This is a genomic window from Gottfriedia acidiceleris (genome assembly GCF_023115465.1).
In the GTDB taxonomy this organism is placed as follows: Bacteria; Bacillota; Bacilli; order Bacillales; family Bacillaceae_G; genus Gottfriedia; species Gottfriedia acidiceleris_B.
The window spans coordinates 3,988,098-4,010,490 of record NZ_CP096034.1 but is presented as its reverse complement, the minus strand read 5'-3'; the positions used below and the strand labels follow the sequence as shown (position 1 = coordinate 4,010,490).

Here is a 22,393-nt window from a genome sequence, read left to right as displayed (position 1 = left end):
ACTCTATGTAAAAAAAGGGGGAAAGGGTAGAGAAGGTGATCCAGCAATTTGTAAGCGCTTTATCAAAACAGTAAAATTGTTAATTTGTTATGAACGTTTTAGTTAGAAAACAGGTTGCTTTTTGGAGATGTTCAATAATTAGGAGGAAAGAAAGGGTGATTTTTTTGAATACACCAAAATATTCTTGGATTATTTTATTAATTCTAGTTGCTTCTGGTATGGTCAATCAAGTTGATAAAATCATCATAGGTTTAGTTTCGGTTCCGTTAATGAAAGAATTACATTTAAGTCCATCTCAATGGGGATTAGTTGGAAGCTCGTTTTTTTGGTTCTTTACGATCTCTTCTTTCATTCTTGGTGGCATGGCTGATTCTAAAAACACGAAGAAGATGTTTACTTGGATTATGTTAATATGGTTAATCGTTCAATTTACAACACCTTTTGTATCTAGTTTATCTCTACTTATGCTTTCAAGAATGCTATTGGGAGCAGGGGAAGGACCAGCTATTTCTATTTCAACTTCAATAATTGGAAAATGGTTTCCTAAACACAGACATGGTATTGGTTTTGGTGCAGTGCTCTTTGGAGCTACAATTGGACCTGCAATTGCTTCTCCGCTATTAATCTCACTAATCAATCAATATAGTTGGAGAGCCGCTTTTATAGCAATGGGAGCAGTCGGATGTATTGTTCTACTTTTATGGGTGATTTTTGGCAAAGAGAGCCCAAAAGATAAAGGAATCTCTACATATGAGCAAGAGGATAAAAATACAGTGATCCCAAATAAGGTTTCGTGGAAGCGTTTTCTACCGCATATTTTTTCTAAGAACTTTATTTTCACCGCTATTTGCGCAGGCTGTGCATATTGGTTATTGTCTGTCCAAGCGGTTTGGTTTCCAGCATACTTTTCTAAAGTTCAACATTTTGACGGTAAAACATTAAAAATGGCAGTGTCTTTACCTTTTCTCTTTGCAGCAATATGCCAAATTTCATTTGCCCTAATTTCAGACCGCATTTACCGCAAAACTCAGGATATTCGTAAAGCAAGAATAAATCTTTCAGGAATTTCAATGATGATCTCCGCTATTTGTTTATATATTGGAAGTATCGCAAATTCAAGTGCAATTTCCATCTTGTTTTTCATCCTTGCACCAGGTTTTGCAATTGTCATTCTTTCACTAGCGCCAGCAATGTTAATGGAGTTCTTTTCACCTAAAAACATTGGAAAAGCTCAAGGGACATATGTTGCTTTATCAAGTTCAACGAGTATTATTGCTCCTGTTATATTTGGTAATTTTATTGAAAATGCAGGAACTGAGTCAATAGGATATGGTTACGGATTTTTGGTGACGTCTTTAGTCATGTTTGTTTTCGGATTAATTTTTTGGATCGCCGTGCGTCCTGCTAAGCAACCAAGCACTACGATCAAAGTAGAGGAACAAGTGATTATATAAAAGTATGAATTAATCGAGGAGGAAAGATAATGTGTAAAAATAAAAAAGTCTTTGATGGAATTGATTGTTGTGTAGAATGTCATGAAGAATTATCCATTATGGAGAGAAATCGTAGTAACTGCTGGAGTTGCCAGGATAAAATAACTGAAACTTATACTGATGACCACATCGATATGAAAACAGAGGTCAAAACTGAGAAATATTAGTTCGAGATGACTAATAGATTCGAATAAAAGGAGAAGCAACTGCGTCCACTTTGAACGCAGTTGCTTCTCTTTTTTTAATTATTTATAATTTCCGATTTTAGAAAATGAATATATTTGTTAGCATATGTAGATAAATGTTTATCTTCTGATCGAACTAATCCTAAAGAAATGTTAACAGTACTATGGTTCACTAAATCGATGGGAATAATATCACCATTAATGACGGATGGATAATTTTGCATGACAAAATCAGGAGCAAATGTAATCGCCAAATTTTCATTGATGGCTTGGAGAAGTCCAGCCATATTATTTGTTGTAAATAGAATTTTCAAAGGTTTATATTTGTTAAAAAAATCTTGGATAAAATATTGCATTAATTCGCCTTTATAGATGACGAGGGTTTGATCGAAAATGTCTTCTGGGGTTACAGAACCAAGAATGGCTAAAGGAGAATGCTTTGAAACGTATACCTTTTGCTTTCCATCAAGGAGTGCTTCAAAAGCGATCCCTTCCATATTTACCCCTAAATCACTTGAATAGGTAATTAGCCCAAAATCAGTCTTATGCTGTCTAACATCATCAATCACTGATGTACCACTTTTTTCAGTAACCTCAAGATTTACATGAGGATAATCATGACTAAATATAGAGATTGCTTTAACGAGAAATGTCATTAAACCAGGTAAAGAAGAGATTTTTAGTTCACCGATCTCGTTAGAGTTAAATAATTTAGCTGACTCTTTTATTTCTTCAATTTTTTTTTGAACCTCATAAGCAAGTTTTAAAATGACTCTTCCCTCATCAGTTGGAACAGCACCATGTCCTCTGGAACGTTTAAATACTTTAATTTCAAGCTCTTTTTCTAAGTTAGTTATGGACTGGCTAATAGTTGACTGTGTTACATGTAAATTTTGTGCAGCTACTGACAAGGAACTGTATTTTGCGACTTCAACAATATAGATTAATTGTTCAATATTCATGGTTGTCCCCTTTTTTGAATATTAGTGATACTAACTTACACATTAAAATCTTTAATTTTTTTTCATTATAATTTATATGTATAATCAATATCAATAAGATTTTAAAAAATTAGAATATTCTTAATTTTAGGAGGGATAGTAGAATGACATTAACACAATTATTTGATTTAACAGGAAAGACAGCGATCGTTACGGGAGGAGGAAGTGGATTAGGACGTGTAATGGCAATAGCTTTAGCAGAAGCGGGGGCAAATGTAGTAGTTTGTTCTAGGCGTTTAGAAGTTTGCGAAGAAGTCGTGAAAGAAATAGAGGCGTTAGGCAGACGAGCTTTAGCTATATCATTAGATGTAACTAGTCCTGAATCAATTGAAAAGGGATTGGAAAAAGCTGTTTCTCAATTTGGAAGCATCGAAATTTTAGTAAATAGTAGTGGAACTGTTTTTGAAACGCCAGCAATAGAAATGCCTTTAGAACAATGGCAATCTATGCTTGATACGAATGTGACAGGAACTTTTTTAATGTGTCAGGCAGTTGGTAAACATATGATTAAAAACGAATATGGAAAAATCATCAACATTTCTTCTAGTATAGGATTTAAAGGTGTTGATCCTGAAGCTGTGGATTCTGTCGGATATACAACGAGTAAGGGAGCCGTTATGACTTTAACGAAGGACTTAGCAGTGAAATGGGGGCGCCACGGCGTTAATGTAAACTCAATAGCTCCAGGAGTTTTCACTACAGGAATGAATAACCCAGAAATACCGGGAACTCTTGTACATAAAGCAGGTCCATTCATTGCTACTCAAGTTCCACTTAGAAGATTAGGTAGTGATCTTGATTTGGTAGGTGCAACCCTTTACTTTGCTTCAGCAGCATCTGACTATTGTACAGGACAAATATTAGTTCTTGATGGTGGTCTTGGTGCTAAGTAATTTTCTTCAAAGTAACTTAGCAATGTACATTAGCCAAACTTAAATACAAGTTAAAAATACTAATTTTACTTTACAGAAAATTATAAATATACTGATAATAACAAATTCTAAATAGTTTTTAGTTAGCTTACCGAGGTAAGGAACTACTCTAGACGAATTTAAAAAAACATAAGTTGGAAGAGGGGATATAAGTGAGTAATGTAAAGGATGTAAAAGAAGTAGTAGTACACCATGCTGGAAATATTAATGTAGATGAGTTGCCTTGGATTCCTTATTTTGGAGATTCAAAGTTTAAATTACTTAAAGCAAACCCTGTAACAGGACAAACTCTTACATTATTATATGTACCTGCGAAAATGCAGCTTCCTGCACATTTCCATCCTGGAACAGTTATTGTATATACCGTTCAAGGAACGTGGAGATATCTAGAAGAGTCTTGGATATCTAAACCAGGTGACGTTGTTTATGAGCCTGCTGGATCGAAACATACACCTACAGCTGTTGGTGACGAAGATGTTATTACCTTTAATATTGTAGAAGGAACATTGGATTACATCGGTGAGAATGGCGAAATTCTTGCTAGAGATAATTGGGAAACATTTCTAAATAGATACTATGAATATTGTGCAGCTGAAGGTATCGAACCTGTTGATGTGACTAAATTTTAAAAAATAGTGTACGAAGAGAGAATCTAAAAACGTCCAGTGACGAAAGGATTCTCTTTTCTTATGAATAACAATCTTAAGATTTTTGAATATAAGCAAGACTTACTTGTAAATTAAATTCTTTAATTTTATTTAACTATTACTTATGAGTATAATTAGTTATATATTATTTTTAAAATTTAGAATATTTAAAAATGAGGAGGTTCTTCTAAAAATGCCAGCTGAAACAGTGTTAATTACAGGCGCTACAAAAGGTATTGGATTGGAATTTGCAAAGATCTTCGCAGGACATCGCTATAATTTAGTTTTAGTTGCTAGAGATGAGTTATTGTTGGAAAAACAAGCTGGTTTTTTAAAAAAGGAATACGGAATAGAAGTCAATACATTTGTCGGTGATCTAAGTAATCATGAAACCGTAGAGAGCTTGTATACATACCTAAAAAGGGAAGGAATCAATATAGATATATTGATTAATAACGCCGGAGCGGGCGGATTAGGGTTAATGACAGAATTAGATATTAAGAAAGAAATAGAATGTTTACAGCTGAATATGATTTCCTTAACTTATTTAACTAGACTTATAGCGGATGAAATGATTAAGCGAAATCACGGTAAAATTTTAAATATTGCTTCAACGGCAGCTTTTCAACCAACTCCACGGATGTCGATGTATGGGGCAAGTAAATCATATGTTTTATCGTTTACAGAAGCGATAGCCGAAGAACTAAAAAGTACCGGGGTTCAAGTTAGTGTACTATGTCCCCCGTCAACAAAGACACCACTTACTGAGGGACTTGCTTCAACAGGAACAAAAATTTTCATAAAAAACCTAATGGACCCTAAAGCAGTTGCCAAGTGTGGTTATGAAGGCTTAATGAAAAACAAAACTGTGATCATTCCAGGCTTTAAAAATAAACTGATGGCAAAATCTGTTGGAATACTGCCAAGGAAGTGGGTAACTACTTATATCCGAAAGATGATCGAGGAAAAAGTGTAAGGACCACATTTGAGATAAAGATATAACGAAGAGAGGGATCGTGAATGCAGAATGTATATTTAGTTGAAGCGCTCAGAACTCCAATTGGGTGTTTCGGAGGCTCATTAAAAGATGTAGGTGCAGTACAACTAGCATCAACAGTTGTTAAAGAGGTATGGCAACGATCTGGCATATCCGCAGAATGTGTTGATGAAGTAGTAATCGGTAATGTACTAAAATCAGGACTAAAAGGAAATCCAGCAAGACAAGCCGCAATTAATGCTGGTTTACCTGTCTCGATTCCAGCCATTACAATAGATAAACAATGTGCATCCGGACTGCGAGCAATTACATTAGCCTATCATCAAATACTAGCTGGTGATTCCAATGTTGTAATTGCTGGAGGGACGGAAAGTATGAGTAATGTCCCACATTTAGTCATGAATGCAAGATGGGGACAAAAAATGGGAGATTTAAGGACAGTAGATGCAATTTTTCATGACGGGCTTCACTGTGCAATAGAAGGTTATCATATGGGAGTTACAGCTGAAAATTTAGTTGAAGACTATCGTATATCGCGCGAGGAGCAAGACATTTTTGCTTTAGAAAGTCAGCAAAAAGCGATTAGAGCTAGGGAGCAGGGCAAATTTGAAAATGAAATTGTTCCAGTTACAATAAAAACTAAAAAAGGTCCCATTTTATTTAAAGAAGATGAGAACATAAAAAATACTAGTCTAGAGAAACTACAAACTCTTAAAGCAGCTTTTAAAGAGAATGGAACAGTGACAGCTGGAAACGCTTCATCATTAAATGATGGTGCTGCTGCAGTCATTGTTGCATCTGAACAAGCAGTTCGAGAATATGGTTTAAAACCGCTTGCCAAAATTCGTTCGGTAGCAAGCGCTGCTGTTGCTCCTTCGATTATGGGAATTGGACCAGTTCCAGCAACACAAAAAGCACTGCAACGAGCAAATCTAACGATACAGGATATAGAATTGGCAGAGATAAATGAAGCATTCGCTGCACAAGTACTAGCAGTAAATAAAGAATTAAATATATCAGAAGAAATTATTAATGTAAATGGAGGAGCTATTGCATTAGGACATCCAATCGGTTGTTCAGGTACAAGAATTGTAGTTACTTTATTACATGAATTAATACGTCAAAAGAAACAAATTGGTTTAGCAACTTTATGTGTAGGTGGCGGGCAAGGAGTTTCAATTATCATAGAAGCTGTATAATATAAATCTAACTAAAAAGAAAATGGTAAGCAAATTCTACAATCATTTGCTTACCATTTTTTACAACAATCTAATCCGGTTTGAGCGTTCATGATTATCTTAATGAAGATAATCAAAAGTATTTTTTGCTAATAAGATAAAGGTGACTGTAATAAAAAGGATTCGAACGTAGCCACTGCCCTTTTTAATAGCGAATTTTGAACCACAAATTGCACCTGCTATTTGTGCAAGTCCCATTGCTAGCCCATAGGCATAATGAATTTGTCCCAAGTACATAAACATTAATAATGCAGCTATATTACTACCAAAATTTAAAAACTTTGCGTTACCTGCAGCTTTTAAAAAATCAAACCCCATCATTAAAAAAGCAAATATTAGGAATGAACCAGTTCCAGGACCAATGAATCCATCATAGAAACCAATACCAAAAATTAAAAGCATAAACAAAATAATACTAGTAACTGAGAGGTTTTTATTGGTAGTCGTATCTCCCCAATCTTTCTTAAAAATAGTATATATTGCAACTGCTGCAAGCATAACGAGCATAAGAGGCTTAAGAACTGTAGGTTCAATTAAATGAACCGTCCATGCTCCCAAAATGGAACCAATAAAGGTGAGTGGGAATAATTTATAGACAGATTTTAAATCAAGCTTTCCAGAACGATAGAACATGATTGTGCTCGTTAAAGAGCCGATTGATCCAGCTAATTTGTTCGTTGCGACAGCAGCAGCTGGAGATAGACCAGTAAATAATAATACTGGCAAAGTAATTAGCCCACCGCCTCCAACTACAGAATCAATAAATGCAGCTAAAAATCCAAATACAATTAAAGTTAATAATAACGTCGGATCAATATGGAATATCATCAAATCTACCTTTCTTTTAATTACTAATTTGATAGTAGTTAAAATATAAAACAAAGTAAATCATTAATTTAGTAATATAGGAATTATTTTTATTATAACAAAATAAAAACATATTTCCTTATAGGGCTAAAGTAATTACTGAAATATAAAAGGTGAGATTTTCATTTAACTTGTACCGTTTTCTATAATTTTGCATATATTGGTATGTGATAATTTAATTAAGAGGTGTGTACGGATTGAATTTCAAACAACCAATATCTATTAAAGAAATAGGACAAGCTAAAGAAAAATACTTTGAAAAAAACATCAATCGTTTGATAAAAGAAGTTGTTACAACAATCGAAATGAAGATGGCACTTGAAGAACTAAAAGTTAAACGTATTATCCGATTTAATGGTCTAGAAAATGATGAAGTTATTAAGCAAGTACAAAATGATTTAAACAAAATATTAGAAGATGCAATTAAAGATATTCAACTAAAAATGAATGAAATCGAGATTTATCTTAATTCATTAGAAGAAATAAAAGGTAATTCAATAACAATGGAAAGCGATCTTAATAAATAAAAATAGAGTGAGAAACACTAGGTTTCTTCACTCTATTTTTTTTGTTTTCGTTTGAGTTAGATTCAGGTGAAATTCTTATTTATAGTTAATGTTGATATTTAAAGTAATTTTTTTATCGCAATGAGATGATGATGGACTAATTTGTACAGCACTTAATATCTTAGCAATTACATCTGTACAGCAATCGCATTTCTTGTGTTCGCAGCAATCACAATTCTTGTGTTCATGACAATCGCCCTGCTTATGTTCGCAACAACAACATTTACATGGAGGACATGGCGGGCACGGTTGACATGGTGGACACGGTGGCTTAGGCGGCGGACATGGCGGCTTAGGCGGTGGACACGGTGGCTTAGGCGGCGGACTTGGTGGCTTCGGTGGTAGATGTGGCTTTATTGGTGGGCACGGAGGTTTAGGTTCGCATCTACATGGCTCACAGTCACAGTTACATTTCTTCATTATATATCACCCATTAAATTTAATCTTATTTAGGTCTTCTAACTATCAATATGTTCAATGTAGATAGCTTGTCAGTGTTTTGACTATACATTTTTTATTTATTTAGATGAAAACTTGTAAAAGATTTTAGCCTAAGAAATATTTTTTCTAAAATAGAAAAGGTAACTCTCAAATACAAGAGTTACCTTTAAAAAATTATAGTGAATTAACTTCCTCAGTTGAAATTACATTCTTATTTGATTGTTTTTTATGCAACCATTGATAAATAATTGGTATTACTAAAAAGCTATTTAAAGTAGAGGTGATCATCCCACCTATAACCACAATTCCTAATGTCTGTGAAATGACAGTATCACCTTGGTGTGAAAATGCTAGTGGTAATAGTGTTAAAATTGTTGTAGCTGCTGTAATTAAGATTGGTCTAATCCTTGAAAGACTACCAGAAATAACGGCTTCTTCGGTATTCATACCGTTTTTACGATTACGCTCAATTTTATCAACTAGAACAATACCATTTGTTACGACAATTCCAGTTAACATTAAGACCCCAATTAGTGCTGCTAAATTCCACTCTCCACCTACTAATACTAGAGAGATAACAACACCACTTAATGCTAGTGGGATACTTAATAATACTGAAACAGGGGCTCTCCATCCTTTAAATAATGATGAAGTAATAACCATAACTAAAAGTATAGAGAAGGCTACGGCAATTGACATATCAAAAATCATTTCTTTAACTTGTTGAGTAATACCTCCCATAGAGTAAGTTACTCCCTTAGGAAGAGCTTGTTTACTAATGACGTCATCAACTTGTTTTGAAACTTTACTAATATCATTTGAAGTAATTTGACCTGTAACGATTGAGTAAGGCTCTCCATTGCGTTCATTAATCGTTGAAGGAGCATTATCTTTCGTTATAGATGCAATTTGTTCGAGTTTGACGGTTTTATTACTACTTGTTAGGAAAGTTTCATTTTTAAGCGAATTGATTACATCTTCTGGTGATGCATTTAATTGAACTTGAGTATTTCCACTACTAATTTGATCGAGATACATATCAACTGGCAGACTTATATGGTCAACTACAAATGTAGCATCTTTAGATTGTGACATATAACGGTTAATTACTTTCGTTATATCTGCTAATTGAATTCCATTTTGTTCAATTGCTGGTTGGTTAAATGTAATTTTATATTTCGGAAGTCCAGATGTTAAATCGACTTTTCCATCAACACTTAGTCCATCAATTTTAACAAGTTTTGATCTCATTTGATCTGCAATTTTATCTAGTGTAGCTTGATCAGAGCCAGTAAATATGACTTTCAATAAAGAATCATCACCAGCAATACTTTGACTTGAAACAGTATAAGCTACATTTTTAGATAATTGTGGAAGTTGGTTCCCAAGCTCTTTAATGACTTGGTCTGAGTCTTTGTCGTTCTTTAAAACAACAGAAAGATTCGCTACATTAGGTTTTTGTAGGAAACCACCGCCTTGGTCAAATACATCATCACTTTGTGGCGTATTTGTTGATCCAAAATTAGCTAGATAAGATTTTATTTTAGGATTAGTTTTTAACTGATTTTCTACCTTTTGAACTTCAGAATCTACCTGCATTAATGTACTTCCTTGAGGTAATTCAAGTTTAATTGCCACTTGTCCAGTTTTAGCACTTGGTAAGAATGAGACTGGTAAAAACGAACCAAATGCTACTGCGAAAATAAACAGTAGAGCTGAAATGATAATTGTAAGTTTTTTCTTCTTTAATGATGATAATAAGATCGGTTTCATCATTGGTTCTAAAGAAACAGCATTTGTTTTATTTGTATTGTTTTTCCAACCCATTAGCGCAAGTGCTGGTATAACAAGAATTGCTACAAAGAACGATATAATTAGAGAGATAACAACAGACCATGCAAAACCACTATATGAAGCACTAATAGCTCCTCCTACAAAGGCAATTGGAATATAAACTGCAATTGTCGTAAGTGTAGACGCTAAAATTGCTGGTGTCATTTCATAAACTGCTGAACTCAATGAAAATAATAATGATTTATCAGGATTTTGCTCTCTTTTGCGGTACATATTATCAAGGATAACGATGGAATCATCAACAATACGACCCATTGCAACGATTAAACCTGAGACGGTTAAAATATTAAGAGTAATCCCCATTGATTTTAGGATAGCTGTTGTTGCTAATAAAGAAATTGGTAATGAAATTGCAATGACTAATGTTGATTTTACATTGCGGAAGAAGAAAAATACGCAAATCATTGAGAAAAGACATCCAAGTAAACCTTCACGAATTAAACCGTTTAATGAATCATTTAATTCTTTTTCACGATCTAATTGTGTTGTTAATTTTACAGTACCGTCTTTTACTTGTTGTAAGCTTTGAATTCTTTCCTTTACATTTTTTGCTACGTCTGTAATGTTAGCACTTTGTGTTTTAATAATATTTAATTGAACACTTGTTTTTCCATCTGTTCTTGCAATCGTTTTTACATCATTTAAAGCGTGAGTAACAGTTGCGAATGCTGAAAGTGGAATTTGATCACCATCTGAATTTTTAATTTTTACATCATTTAACTGTTTAACATTTAAATTCCATCCATCAAATTTAACTGGAATAGACAATTGATTTTGTAAGATCGTTCCTTCAGGTAAGGACGGAACTGATACAGCTAATGCTTTATTTAAGTCATCTAAAGTAAGTTTATATTTTGCTAGATCCTTCGTTCTAACGGTTAATACGTACCCGTCTTTTGCACCACCAAATACTGATACATCGGATACACCTGGAACTGTTTGAAGGTGTTGCACAATATCCATTTGTGTTACTGATTTTAAAGTATTATCATCTAATTTATCACTAGTTAAACTGTAAGTTAATATTGGAAATGAACTAGTTGTAAGTCTAGTAACTAGAGGTTTAGAAGTAATTGTCGGAGGGATATCCGCATTTTCTAAAGCTTTATTTACATCAATTTCAGCTTGTTTCATATCTGTATTCATTGGAAAATACAGACTCATAAAAACTCCACCATCATAGGAGCTTGTTTCAATATCTTGTAATCCCTCTGTTGTTCTTACAGCACTTTCAAGATTATTGGTAATAATTTGTTTTACTTGATCGGCCTGGTACATAGGTAGTCGCATGCTTACTGTAAGCGTTGAATTGTTTATACCTGGTAAATAATCGCGTTGCATTTGGTAAGCTGAAATAGCACCCCAAGTTACGATCATAACGACGCAAACAATCATTAAAATTGCTCTTTGCATGGTCCCTTCTATAATTTTTTTCATCTTATACCTCCTTAGAGTTTTATGTAATATTGAAAATTATTTCATAATCAACTCCATGTCATTGTAAATTTCCTAACTGAAACTTTAATGAATAATCAATTAAAATTAGATTAAAATGAAAAAAATACGAATTAAACGTTCTATAATGGCATGTATACAAGGAACTTCTAAGACTACAATCAGTCTTAAAAATAGAATAGAGTTTTTCGAGACACTAAAACTATTAATAGAAATAGGTGGGTTAAATGAAGAAAATCTTAATTATCGAGGATGAAGTGAATATAGCTCGAGTTTTAAAATTAGAAATAGAATATGAGGGTTATGAAGTATTGGTCGAACATAATGGAAAATCTGGTTTAGAGTCGGCTTTAAGCAATAATGTCGATCTAATTTTATTAGATGTTATGTTACCTGAATTGAGTGGAATCGAAGTATTAAGAAGAATAAGAAAAACAAATCAATTTGTGCCCGTAATTTTATTAACTGCTAGAGATGCTACACATGATAAGATTATCGGACTCGATTATGGTGCAAATGATTATATTACGAAACCTTTTGAAATCGAAGAAGTATTAGCAAGAATACGTTCATGTTTACGATCAAGTAATCTTGTTCATGAATTTAAGAAAAGCGAAGACGAAGATCCCATTTTAACGATTGAGGATTTAGTTGTTAATTTGGAAGCTAGGGAAGTAAAGAGGGATGATAAAGTCATTTCATTAACACCAAAAGAGTATGATTTATTAGTTTATCTATTAACAAATCAAAATAAAATTTTGACAAGAGAAGGCATCATAACAACCGTTTGGGGTTATGAGTATGAAGGCGAAACAAATGTTGTTGATGTGTACATTAGACATTTAAGAAAGAAAATTGAAGAGGACTTTGACGTTCCTTTAATTCGAACGATAAGAGGTGTGGGGTACACAATGAGGAAGGGTTAACATGAAAATAACGACTAAAATAAATTTGCTAATTACTTCATGGATCTTAATCATTCTGGTTTTAATTAACGGGTTAGTTTTTTATTTGTTTATGAAAACGACTGTAAATATGGAAGAACATGTTGTGAGTCAAAAGGCTCATGAAATCTTAAAAAAACAAAATATTTCTATCACATTAAAGATGAATGAAGAGGTATTATATCCATTTATGTCTAATCATTCTTATATTCGAATTATTGATCGAAACTCAAAAATTGTGACAGAAGTTAGTAATGATAAACTACTGAATCGTATAAAACCTAAGTTCACTATAAAAGAAGAAACGAAGTTAATCCCTTTTAGTGAGCATCAAAATATAGTCGTACGTGTACCAATTTTACAGGACCAAAAAGTGATTGGAACGCTCGAAATTGGGGAGTTGTTGGTTGGACTAGAAGGTCGAAAAGATTTGTTACTAACAATAATGGCAATCGTTACGGGTGTTTCAGCAATCTTATCAATGATGGGTGGAAGATGGTTAACACGCATTATTATGAATCCAATTACTTCAATGATTACTACGATGGAAGATATTGAAAAAAGTGGGGTTCCAAAAAAAATCTTAATAAAAAATGAAACGAAAGATGAATTACACAAAATGGCAAGCACATTTAATCGAATGATCAGCAGGCTACAAGACAGCATCGAAAAACAGAAGCAGTTTGTATCAGATGCATCTCACGAGTTAAAAACTCCAATTACAGTTATAAGTAGCTTTGCTAATTTATTAAGAAGACGTGGTTTTAAAAATGAGGAAATGGCGGCGGAAGCAATTGAGACGATTTATTCCGAAGCCAACCGTATGCAAGATTTAACAAAGACTTTATTAGCTTTAGCCGAATCGGAGAATTTAAAGAATATCGAAATGAATCCAGTTGAACTAGTTGCTTTATGTAATTCTACTTTAGTTCAGCTCCAAAAAGTGTATAAACGAGAAATTACTTTACACGCTCAAAAACAGAAAATATTTATTAAAGGTCATGAACTTAAAATTAAACAAGTTATTATTATCTTCTTAGATAATGCAATAAAGTACAGTTCAGACAAAATTGAGATCAACATTAGTTGTAGTAGTGAATCCGCTATTCTTTCAATAAAAGATTATGGGATTGGGATTCGAGAGGAAGAATTAGAAAATATTTTCGAACGATTTTATCGAATTGATAAAGCGCGTAGCCGTGAAGTTAGTGGTGGCACTGGACTTGGACTTTCAATTGCTAAAAATATAATTAGCTTGCATAATGGGAAGATTAATATAAAAAGTGTTGAAAATGTAGGAACGGAAGTAGAAGTAGTATTTCCACTAGATGAGATTAAGAGAAAATAATCAGTACAGAGTATTGAAAATTGAGGGTTTAATATGAACGAAATCATCCATTTATTAAATGAATATGGCTATATTATCCTATTTTTATCATTAATGTTGGAATTGATTATAGTTCCTATACCGAATGAAGCATTGATGAGTTATGTAGGTGTTTTATGTTTTCATGGGAAGATGAATATTGTATTATCCATTATTTCTGCCGGGCTCGGAGGAGTAGTTGGAGTAACCATTTCCTACTGGTTAGGATATAAACTTGGTACACCATTTTTTCGTAAGTTTGGACACTATATCCATATGGGACCAGAAAAAATCGAAAAGATGTCAAAATGGTATGAAAAATATGGGAAGGTATTATTACTAGTATCGTTCTTTATTCCGGGGATTAGACATTTTGCAAGCATTATTTCTGGAATCATTAAATTACCATATCGATCCTTTGCTATTTTTTCATATATAGGTGTATTTCTTTGGATTGGAACGTTTATTTGGTTAGGACAGGCTATGGGGCCTAAATGGGATATCTATCAAGTTGAAATTAAAAAGTGGTTAGTATTAGGTAGCATATTATTAGGATTTATCGTGCTCACTTTCTTTGTTATTAAAACAAATAAGGAAATAATTAAAGAGTCTTTACTATTAATTTTTGAATCAAGTTTCAGGAGATTTAAAAGTTTTATGAAAATAAAATTGATCATCTTAATCTGTTTAATTTTTTTCGTAACGTTTTTTATCTTAATGGTCGGGTTAATTCAAGACACTATTAGCAATGAATTCGATAAATTCAATTCCATATTCAAGACCATTGTTTTTAATTTATTTAATCAAAATTGGCATGGAAGTATGAATTTTATCTATTCATTATCGAATTGGAAGGTTTTAGTGACGATTTCACTTGCTACAATTTTAGTGATACTGATAAATAACAAAAATAAATGGCTTGAATTGCTCTTTTTTATCGCTAGTTTAGCAGGGATTCTTATCCTATCTAAAGGAATTCCTTGGATATTCAACTTTATGTTGGCTAGTAATGTAAGTAAAAACTTTCCAAATGAAGAGTCTATGTTGATTTTAACTGTATTAGGTTATTTCATTATTATGTTAATTCGGCACAACAAAGCTTATATGCTTAATTTGATCATGTTCTTTTGTTTTATCTTTGTTGTTGTATTATTTTCGATTAGTAGTGTCTACTTGCACCACTTATTGCCTAGTGACATTGCTGCTGGGTTTGTATTCAGTTCGGTTTGGTTAAGTGGAATCATATTTTCACTGGAATTGTTTAGATTTGTATCGCTGTTAAAAGAGAATATGCGAGAGGAAAAATTGTTAAAAACGTAAACCAAATAAACATTCAAAATCAAGAAACCGTGTTAGTAAACTACCACGGTTTCTTGATTTTTTTTAGTAATTAGCTACCTCATTTTATTATCTAGCCATTCCAATTCAATCTTTAAAAGATTTATAAACTTTTCATATAAATTAGATGAGAATGAGCAATTTGAACGGATCCATCCAATCGGTATCGTCGAAGGTTCTACACCAATTAAGGGAATTGAAACAGTCTGTCCATTTAAAATGGACGCTTCATTTTTTAAGGAAATACTTGTATCAAATGTGATTGCCAAGTTTTCAATAACTGCACCCCTTATAACCTCTAAATTATCAGTTACAAATAATACTTTCATTGGAAAATCTTTTAAATACTCCGTTAAAGAATTTAGATAGTCATCATTATAAAGTACAAAGCTTTCATCTTTTAAATCGTTAATTGTTACCGAATTTTTAAATGCTAAATGTGAGGACTTACTAACGCAAATATGAATAGGGCTACTCAGTAAAACTTCTGCCTGAATTTTTTTTAGATCTTTTATTAAATAATCTCTAAATTGAATGAAACCAAAGTCATATTTTTGTTTTATTACACCCTCTACAATCTCATTTGACCCTTTTTCTACTACGCTTAGAGAGATATTTGGATGATCTTTTTTTAGTTTAGAAAAGGTTTTTAGGATAGTAGCCATATGTCCAGGGATTGTAGCAATCTTTAATACCTCACTAGGTTCATTGTGGAGACTCACAGATTGTTCTATTAATTTTTGATAATTTTGTAACAGTTCTTTTATTGTTTCAATTAATTGCTTTCCTTCAAATGTAAGGTTTGTTCCTTGTCGATCGCGATTGAAAATTTTAACTCCTAATTCATCTTCAACACTTGAGATTGCCTGACTAATTGCCGATTGTGTGACATGTAAATTTTGAGAAGCTATTGAGATAGAATTTGTTAGAGAAACTTCATAAATGTATTTAAGCCTTTCAATATGCATTGTGCCACATCTTTCTATATTAAGAATTTTTAATAATGGATTATAAAAAACACTAAATATATTTTATAATAGTCTACCATTATAATTAACTCAATAATCTGTAAAAAGAAAAAGTGGAGGCTTATCTTGTGATTAAAAAGACTAGTAATTATTTACAAAGAAATATTGATTACGATATCGACTTAAACAAATAGAAAATAAGAAGTTCAATACATAAAAATTACGCAGGTTCTGTAATTAAAATGAAGGAGGGAAATGATGGTAGTCGGGAAAATAATTAAGTTTTACCGTGAGAAAAGAGGATTTAGTCAAGAAATGCTATGTGAAGGAATTTGCTCTAAATCATATTTGAGTAAATTTGAAAATGGAAAAGTTATACTTTCTCCTGATATAATAGCCTCATTTTCTGAACGGTTAGGTATAGATTTGAATGAAAAGCAAGAATCCTATCATTTAATTGAAAAGAAATTGAATGATTTAAACTTAGCCATTATAAAGCAAAAATCCCAATGTATTGATGACATCTATAACCAACTTAAGAATATACCTTTTATTTTGTCAACAAAATATGCCTATCAATATTTATTATTGTTGGCAAGATTTTATCTTTATAAGAAGATGTTTAAAAAAGCTAAAAAAACAATAGGAAAAATTGAAAAAGAATATGAACATCTTAGTGAATACGAAAAGAATTTTCTTTTACATGTGAAAGGAATCTATTACATTAGCATTTATAGAATTTCAGTATGTGATGATATGAGAAATGCTGTAAGAGTATTGAATCAAATTAATGATACATATAGAAATGAAGAGTATTTTTACCATCTTGCACTCGCATACTATTTTGCAGGATCTAAATTATTATCATATATTTATGCAAGAAAAGCTCTAAATTATTTTACTAAGACCCATAACTACGTTCAGGCAATTAATGCTCAATCACTACTGTTATTTCAATACGATGATGAACAGGACGTTGATTTTGATGAGTTAATCAATAAGTATCATAGTTTAATTAGTAGTTGCGATAGCGTGGGTGCGCAAATACAAAAAGGAATTCTACTTAATAATTTAGGTGTTAAATATTTTAAAAGAAGAGATTTTGAAGAAGCATCTAACTGTTTTGAACAATCCTTGCACTTAACAAAAAATAGCAAAATTTATTATTTGAGACGTTATTATAATTATGTAGAGGCATGTTTAGAAGGAAGCTTGCTTGATAAGACTGAACTTTTAGAGTTGATTGATTTTGGAAGTAAACTAGCAAAAAAGCACCAAAGTTCAATCCACCTTACATTATTTATGCTCTTAAAGCTGAGCTGTGAAAGCAATAAAAAAAGATATTATAAATTTTTGAGAGAAGTGGCAGTTCCTCAATTTAAATCAACAAATAATATTAATTATTATGAGCAATATGGAAAAAAATTATATGAATATTATATTCAGTGCAAGCAGTTTGACAAGGCGATTGAATTAGAACTTCAATTCAAGTGAATTGATTAAACGAAACCATGAACATAGTAGATTTGTTCTCTAGTTCATGGTTTTATTGTTTCCTAAAAATTTGATTAGATGGCTAACTTACAATTCCGTAATTTCAGAAATAGCAATATAAAGAATATCAATCATTTCATCAAGCTCCGATTCCTTTGAAGCTAATGGAGGCATAAATACAATAACATTACTAAGGGGACGGGTGAGTAGTCCAAGCTCTTTTGCTCTTTTGGTTACTTTCACACCAATTCGTTCGTTCCAATGGAAAGCTTCTTTCGTATCCTTTGATTTTACTAGTTCAATTCCAATCATCAAGCCACTTTGACGTATATCTCCAACATGTTTTAACTCATTAAATTGCACCAGTTTCTCTTGGACATAAGATGAGATTTTTTCGACGTGTTGCAATAATTTCGATTTATTAAATAAATCTAGATTCGCTAATGCAACCGCGCATCCAAGGGGATTACCTGTATAGCTGTGACCATGAAAGAAAGTTTTTTGTTCTTCGTATGTGCCTAAAAATGCTTCATAAATTCTGTTTGTCGTTAAAGTTGCTGCTACTGGTAAATAGCCACCAGTTAACCCTTTTCCACAAGTTAAAATATCAGGCGTAACTCCTTCTAGTTCACAAGCAAACATTTTTCCGGTTCGACCAAATCCTGTTGCAACTTCATCAGCAATTAACAATACATCATACTTTATGCATAATTCCTGTATTGCTTTTAAATACCCTTTTGGCATGACAATAATTCCACTAGCTCCTTGAACAATTGGTTCAATAATTAATGCCGCAATTGAATTAGCCTTTTCGATGAATAAATTTTCAACCTCTTTTAAATAGGAATTAATTATTTCCTCTTCAGTTCCCACATATTTCGAACGATAAAGATGTGGATAAGAAACCTTTATGCTTGGAAACAGTAACTCATTATATGCTTGATGATATAAGTCAATTGCTCCTACGGACACTGCTCCGATTGTATCTCCATGATATGCTTCTTTCATCGTAACAAAAGTATTTTTATTGGATTTACCTAAGTTTCGCCAATATTGATAAGCCATTTTAATCGCAATTTCAACTGAGGTTGCTCCCGAGTCTGAATAAAAAACTTTCTCTAAGCCGTTAGGAGAAATTTCGACTAGTCTTTCTGCTAAAAGAATCGCAGGAATATTGGCCATTCCTAAAAGAGTTGAATGGGCAACCTTCTCTAATTGTTCATGAATTGCTTCATTTAATTCTTGAATATTATGACCATGAACATTTAACCAAATAGAGGATACACCATCGTAATATTCATTACCTAATACATCATATAGTTTTCGATCTTTACCATGTGAAATAATTAGTGGATCTTCGTTTAGATAATCCTTCATTTGAGTAAAAGGGTGCCAAAGATACTGTTTATTTTTTTTAGATAAATCTTGATATAGTTCATGAATCATATATGTTCCCCCCTGTTTTATATGTTAACCTAATTTTATAGTTTGGTTGACATATATTTCAATTGCATGTTAATTTAATTTTGTTAGTTTGTCAAATTTTGCTAATTTGCCAAACTAATAAACTAATAGGGGGGATACAATGCAAAATAGAACTTTATCATTAACAGTAATATCATTATTTGCCTCACTAACATCGATTGGAGCCTTTATAAAAATTCCTTTACCTGTGATTCCTTTTACGCTTCAAATTCTTTTCGTATTTTTAGCGGGCTGCCTTTTAGGAAGTAAAAAAGGAATGATGAGCCAACTACTGTATGTTGGAATTGGATTAATCGGAATACCAGTATTTGCTTCAGGTGGTGGACCTGAATATGTATTAAAACCAACATTTGGGTACCTAATCGGATTCATTATGGCTGCGTTTGTAATTGGATCAATCGTTGAAAAAACGAGGGAACCAAAACTTAAGAATTTCATTTTTGCTAATGTGATAGGGTTAATTATTGTTTATATTCTAGGCATTACATATGTATATATCTCATTAAACACTTGGTTAGATAGTTCCGTTTCATTTAAAGACGTTCTAATGATGGGACTCGTATATAGTATTGGGCAAGATTTATTACTAGCTGTTTTGGGGGGAGTATTGGCGGTGCGCCTACATTCCCATTTTAAAAATGCTAGAGAAAATGAAAAAAAGGTGGCTGCTTAAGATGGGAAAAGGATATTTTGTTACTGGTATCGATACGAATATTGGAAAAACTTATGTAACTACTCAAATGGTGGATTGTTTACGGAACAAAGGAATCGATGCAATTCCTTATAAGCCAATTCAAAGTGGAGTAGTCAATATTAACAATAAGATTATAGGGGAAGACGTAGCCTTTTATAAAGAGAAGCTAGCACTAACAGAAGAACATCTTTACTACAGTACATACACATTTGAAACACCTGTTTCACCACATTTATCTAGTAAACTAGAAGATGTTTTTATTGATGAACAAGTTATTTTAGAAAAATATAAGCAATTAGAAAATAAGCATGACGTTGTTTTTGTTGAAGGAGCGGGTGGAGTTGCAGTTCCGCTAAAAGAAAATTTTGGAACGATTGATTTAATAAAACTTTTAAACTTACCAGTAATCCTTGTGACATCATTAAAGCTAGGAACAATTAATCATACCGTATTAACAACTGAATATTTAAAATCACACAAAATTAATCTATTGGGATTATTAATTAATAAAGTACCATCAGTTATGGGAGAAATGGAAAAGGATAATTTAATTATGCTAGAAAAATTAACAGGTCATGACATTCTTGGAGTCATACCGGAGCACACGGATTTCTTTACAGAAACATCTATTTTAGAATTCCAGCAATTATTAACGAAAAATCAATGAAATGGTGAGTGATCATATGAATTGGACGAAATTAGCGCAAGAGGTTATTCTAGGTAAAGTAATTTCAGATGAGGAAGCTTTAAGCATATTGTCATGTGAAGATGATGATTTACTTTCACTTTTACACGGTGCATTTATGATTAGGAAATATTATTATGGAAAAAAAGTTAAACTTAATATGATTATTAATGCTAAAAGTGGCTATTGTCCTGAGGATTGCGGCTATTGTTCTCAGTCTTCAATATCTAGTGCACCTATTGAGAAATATCCTTTTCTATCTAAAGAAGAAATTCTTGATGGGGCAAAGCGTGCTTTTGAATTAAAAGCAGGTACATATTGCATTGTTGCAAGTGGGCGCGGACCAACGAATCGAGATGTAAATGTAGTAACGGATGCAGTTAAGGAAATTAAAGAATTATATGGTATGAAAGTATGTGCTTGCTTAGGGATTATTAAAGATCATCAAGCAAATGAACTTAAAGAAGCAGGTGTTGATCGATATAATCATAATTTAAATACATCAGCTGAGCACCATAATTATATTACGACAACTCATACATATCAGGATCGAATCGATACGGTTGAGAAAGTTAAACAGTCAGGTATATCTCCGTGTTCGGGAGCCATTATTGGGATGAAGGAAACAAAACATGATGTGATTTCGATCGCAAGGTCATTACATAAGTTGGATGCAGATTCCATTCCGGTAAACTTTTTACATGCTATTAATGGAACGAAACTAGAGGGAGTAAACGAATTAAATCCTCGTTATTGTTTAAAAGTATTAGCACTTTTCCGCTTTATAAATCCAACAAAAGAAATTCGAATTTCCGGAGGACGAGAAGTAAATCTGCGTAGTTTACAACCACTAGGACTGTATGCTGCAAATAGTATTTTCATAGGTGATTATTTGACAACGGAGGGGCAGGAAACAAATAGTGACCATGCAATGCTAGAAGATTTAGGGTTTGAGATTGAGTTGGTTGGAAAACAAGAAGAGATATTCTCATAATAAAAAAACGAAAATCTTAAAAATAAGATTTTCGTTTTTTTTGTGATAATATAGATGAATTGTTTTTCTTGTATAATTTAAGAAGCTAAATACTTATCAATAATTCTATTAAGGTCTAGTTCCTCTGTGGAGGGTAAAACTAGGTTTGCATGCTTTAAAATAGTTGCATCCCCAATTGCAACAGAGAACATATTTGCTGAGTTAATTGCGTCAACTCCTGCAGCAGCATCCTCTACACCAATACAGTTTTCAGGATTAGCAGAAACTGCTTCAGCAGCTTTTAAAAAGACCTCTGGATCAGGTTTTGAATTTATGACAGTTGCAGCGTCAACGATATGGTCAAAATACTTAATAACTCCTAAAGCTTTTGCTACCATTAAAGCATTTTTTGAAGCAGATGCCATTGCAATTTTAATGCCTGCTTGTTTAATCTGAATTAAAAATGATTCAACTCCAGGTAATAAGTCTTTTTCAGAAATATTTCGGATTAGTTCAACATAATGAGCATTCTTTTTCGTTGCTAACTCGTTTTTTTCAACTTCAGAGAAATCATTTTGTCGGCTTCCTAATGTTAAGATTCTTTCTAAAGAATCTGTGCGACTTACTCCTTTAAGCGTTTCATTAAACTCACGATCAAATGGAATACCTAAGTCTTCACCTAGTTTTTTCCACGCCAAATAATGAAATTCAGCTGTATCAGTAATAACTCCATCTAAATCAAAAATAATCGCTTCAACTTGTTTTTTCAA

20 protein-coding genes are annotated in these 22,393 nt (G+C 32.6%); 14 read left to right on the top strand and 6 right to left on the bottom strand.

Annotated elements, in window-relative coordinates:
- The first annotated feature begins 155 nt into the window (after positions 1–155).
- Together MY490_RS18935 and MY490_RS18930 are read left to right on the top strand one after the other, a co-directional pair.
- Complete coding sequence (locus tag MY490_RS18935; protein WP_248267067.1) at positions 156–1,454, top strand: MFS transporter; 1,299 nt, start codon at positions 156–158, stop codon at positions 1,452–1,454.
- Positions 1,455–1,483: 29 nt separating this feature from the next.
- Positions 1,484–1,660 (top strand): hypothetical protein, encoded by a 177-nt coding sequence (locus tag MY490_RS18930; protein WP_248267066.1) that lies wholly within the window; start codon positions 1,484–1,486, stop codon positions 1,658–1,660.
- A 74-nt stretch (positions 1,661–1,734) separates the two neighbouring features.
- On the opposite strand, the gene MY490_RS18925 is transcribed toward MY490_RS18930, so the two are convergent.
- Positions 1,735–2,640, bottom strand: a complete 906-nt coding sequence (locus MY490_RS18925) for a LysR family transcriptional regulator (RefSeq protein ID WP_248267065.1) — start codon at positions 2,638–2,640, stop codon at positions 1,735–1,737.
- A gap of 143 nt (positions 2,641–2,783) precedes the next feature.
- Here MY490_RS18925 and MY490_RS18920 point away from each other — a divergent pair, with 143 nt between their 5' ends.
- The 4 genes from MY490_RS18920 (at position 2,784) to MY490_RS18905 (ending at position 6,454) form a co-directional block, all read left to right on the top strand.
- A complete protein-coding gene (locus tag MY490_RS18920) occupies positions 2,784–3,572 on the top strand; it encodes an SDR family NAD(P)-dependent oxidoreductase (protein WP_248267064.1) in 789 nt (262 codons plus the stop codon).
- A gap of 191 nt (positions 3,573–3,763) precedes the next feature.
- Positions 3,764–4,240 carry a 2,4'-dihydroxyacetophenone dioxygenase family protein gene (locus MY490_RS18915; RefSeq protein ID WP_248267063.1) on the top strand — a complete coding sequence of 159 codons (477 nt, stop codon included), beginning with the start codon at positions 3,764–3,766 and terminating at the stop codon, positions 4,238–4,240.
- 211 nt (positions 4,241–4,451) lie between these two features.
- Positions 4,452–5,234, top strand: coding sequence for an SDR family NAD(P)-dependent oxidoreductase (locus MY490_RS18910; protein ID WP_248267062.1), 783 nt, complete (start codon positions 4,452–4,454; stop codon positions 5,232–5,234).
- Between the two features lie 44 nt (positions 5,235–5,278).
- Positions 5,279–6,454, top strand: coding sequence for a thiolase family protein (locus MY490_RS18905; protein ID WP_248267061.1), 1,176 nt, complete (start codon positions 5,279–5,281; stop codon positions 6,452–6,454).
- 99 nt (positions 6,455–6,553) lie between these two features.
- On the opposite strand, the gene MY490_RS18900 is transcribed toward MY490_RS18905, so the two are convergent.
- Complete coding sequence (locus MY490_RS18900) at positions 6,554–7,321, bottom strand: TSUP family transporter (RefSeq protein WP_248267060.1); 768 nt, start codon at positions 7,319–7,321, stop codon at positions 6,554–6,556.
- Between the two features lie 236 nt (positions 7,322–7,557).
- On the opposite strand from MY490_RS18900, the gene MY490_RS18895 reads away from it, so the two are divergent.
- A complete protein-coding gene (locus MY490_RS18895) occupies positions 7,558–7,887 on the top strand; it encodes a hypothetical protein (protein WP_248267059.1) in 330 nt (109 codons plus the stop codon).
- Between the two features lie 654 nt (positions 7,888–8,541).
- Here MY490_RS18895 and MY490_RS18890 read toward each other — a convergent pair.
- Entirely contained in the window at positions 8,542–11,658 is a 3,117-nt protein-coding gene (locus MY490_RS18890; RefSeq protein ID WP_248267058.1) for an efflux RND transporter permease subunit, read from the bottom strand.
- Between the two features lie 245 nt (positions 11,659–11,903).
- Here MY490_RS18890 and MY490_RS18885 point away from each other — a divergent pair, with 245 nt between their 5' ends.
- From MY490_RS18885 to MY490_RS18875, 3 genes are read left to right on the top strand one after another with little or no spacing between them, the layout of a single operon-like run.
- Complete coding sequence (locus tag MY490_RS18885) at positions 11,904–12,602, top strand: response regulator transcription factor (RefSeq protein WP_248267057.1); 699 nt, start codon at positions 11,904–11,906, stop codon at positions 12,600–12,602.
- Position 12,603: 1 nt separating this feature from the next.
- Entirely contained in the window at positions 12,604–13,968 is a 1,365-nt protein-coding gene (locus MY490_RS18880) for a sensor histidine kinase (protein ID WP_248267056.1), read from the top strand.
- Positions 13,969–14,001: 33 nt separating this feature from the next.
- Positions 14,002–15,306 (top strand): VTT domain-containing protein, encoded by a 1,305-nt coding sequence (locus tag MY490_RS18875; RefSeq protein WP_248267055.1) that lies wholly within the window; start codon positions 14,002–14,004, stop codon positions 15,304–15,306.
- A 74-nt stretch (positions 15,307–15,380) separates the two neighbouring features.
- On the opposite strand, the gene MY490_RS18870 is transcribed toward MY490_RS18875, so the two are convergent.
- Positions 15,381–16,292, bottom strand: coding sequence for a LysR family transcriptional regulator (locus tag MY490_RS18870; protein ID WP_248267054.1), 912 nt, complete (start codon positions 16,290–16,292; stop codon positions 15,381–15,383).
- Positions 16,293–16,550: 258 nt separating this feature from the next.
- Between MY490_RS18870 and MY490_RS18865 the strand changes: the two genes are divergently transcribed.
- Positions 16,551–17,786: a helix-turn-helix domain-containing protein gene (locus MY490_RS18865; RefSeq protein WP_248267053.1), complete on the top strand. Its 1,236-nt coding sequence runs from the start codon at positions 16,551–16,553 to the stop codon at positions 17,784–17,786.
- 87 nt (positions 17,787–17,873) lie between these two features.
- Here MY490_RS18865 and bioA read toward each other — a convergent pair whose 3' ends face one another.
- Positions 17,874–19,232: an adenosylmethionine--8-amino-7-oxononanoate transaminase gene (bioA, locus tag MY490_RS18860; RefSeq protein WP_248267052.1), complete on the bottom strand. Its 1,359-nt coding sequence runs from the start codon at positions 19,230–19,232 to the stop codon at positions 17,874–17,876.
- 139 nt (positions 19,233–19,371) lie between these two features.
- Between bioA and MY490_RS18855 the strand changes: the two genes are divergently transcribed.
- From MY490_RS18855 to bioB, 3 genes are read left to right on the top strand one after another with little or no spacing between them, the layout of a single operon-like run.
- Complete coding sequence (locus MY490_RS18855) at positions 19,372–19,944, top strand: biotin transporter BioY (RefSeq protein ID WP_248267051.1); 573 nt, start codon at positions 19,372–19,374, stop codon at positions 19,942–19,944.
- Position 19,945: 1 nt separating this feature from the next.
- Positions 19,946–20,632 carry a dethiobiotin synthase gene (gene bioD / locus MY490_RS18850; RefSeq protein ID WP_248267050.1) on the top strand — a complete coding sequence of 229 codons (687 nt, stop codon included), beginning with the start codon at positions 19,946–19,948 and terminating at the stop codon, positions 20,630–20,632.
- A gap of 16 nt (positions 20,633–20,648) precedes the next feature.
- A complete protein-coding gene (bioB, locus tag MY490_RS18845; RefSeq protein WP_248267049.1) occupies positions 20,649–21,644 on the top strand; it encodes a biotin synthase BioB in 996 nt (331 codons plus the stop codon).
- A 77-nt stretch (positions 21,645–21,721) separates the two neighbouring features.
- Here the strand turns inward: bioB and pgmB are convergent, their stop codons facing one another.
- Entirely contained in the window at positions 21,722–22,393 is a 672-nt protein-coding gene (gene pgmB / locus MY490_RS18840) for a beta-phosphoglucomutase (RefSeq protein ID WP_248267048.1), read from the bottom strand.

Bases quoted from the DNA above. Each gene is read 5' to 3' on its own strand.
- MY490_RS18930 (WP_248267066.1), top strand. From the start codon at position 1,484: ATGTGTAAAAATAAAAAAGTCTTTGATGGAATTGATTGTTGTGTAGAA.
- MY490_RS18925 (WP_248267065.1), bottom strand. From the start codon at position 2,640: ATGAATATTGAACAATTAATCTATATTGTTGAAGTCGCAAAATACAGT.
- MY490_RS18920 (WP_248267064.1), top strand. From the start codon at position 2,784: ATGACATTAACACAATTATTTGATTTAACAGGAAAGACAGCGATCGTT.
- MY490_RS18910 (WP_248267062.1), top strand. From the start codon at position 4,452: ATGCCAGCTGAAACAGTGTTAATTACAGGCGCTACAAAAGGTATTGGA.
- MY490_RS18905 (WP_248267061.1), top strand. From the start codon at position 5,279: ATGCAGAATGTATATTTAGTTGAAGCGCTCAGAACTCCAATTGGGTGT.
- MY490_RS18900 (WP_248267060.1), bottom strand. From the start codon at position 7,321: ATGATATTCCATATTGATCCGACGTTATTATTAACTTTAATTGTATTT.
- MY490_RS18890 (WP_248267058.1), bottom strand. From the start codon at position 11,658: ATGAAAAAAATTATAGAAGGGACCATGCAAAGAGCAATTTTAATGATT.
- MY490_RS18885 (WP_248267057.1), top strand. From the start codon at position 11,904: ATGAAGAAAATCTTAATTATCGAGGATGAAGTGAATATAGCTCGAGTT.
- MY490_RS18880 (WP_248267056.1), top strand. From the start codon at position 12,604: ATGAAAATAACGACTAAAATAAATTTGCTAATTACTTCATGGATCTTA.
- MY490_RS18875 (WP_248267055.1), top strand. From the start codon at position 14,002: ATGAACGAAATCATCCATTTATTAAATGAATATGGCTATATTATCCTA.
- MY490_RS18870 (WP_248267054.1), bottom strand. From the start codon at position 16,292: ATGCATATTGAAAGGCTTAAATACATTTATGAAGTTTCTCTAACAAAT.
- MY490_RS18865 (WP_248267053.1), top strand. From the start codon at position 16,551: ATGGTAGTCGGGAAAATAATTAAGTTTTACCGTGAGAAAAGAGGATTT.
- bioA (WP_248267052.1), bottom strand. From the start codon at position 19,232: ATGATTCATGAACTATATCAAGATTTATCTAAAAAAAATAAACAGTAT.
- MY490_RS18855 (WP_248267051.1), top strand. From the start codon at position 19,372: ATGCAAAATAGAACTTTATCATTAACAGTAATATCATTATTTGCCTCA.
- bioD (WP_248267050.1), top strand. From the start codon at position 19,946: ATGGGAAAAGGATATTTTGTTACTGGTATCGATACGAATATTGGAAAA.
- bioB (WP_248267049.1), top strand. From the start codon at position 20,649: ATGAATTGGACGAAATTAGCGCAAGAGGTTATTCTAGGTAAAGTAATT.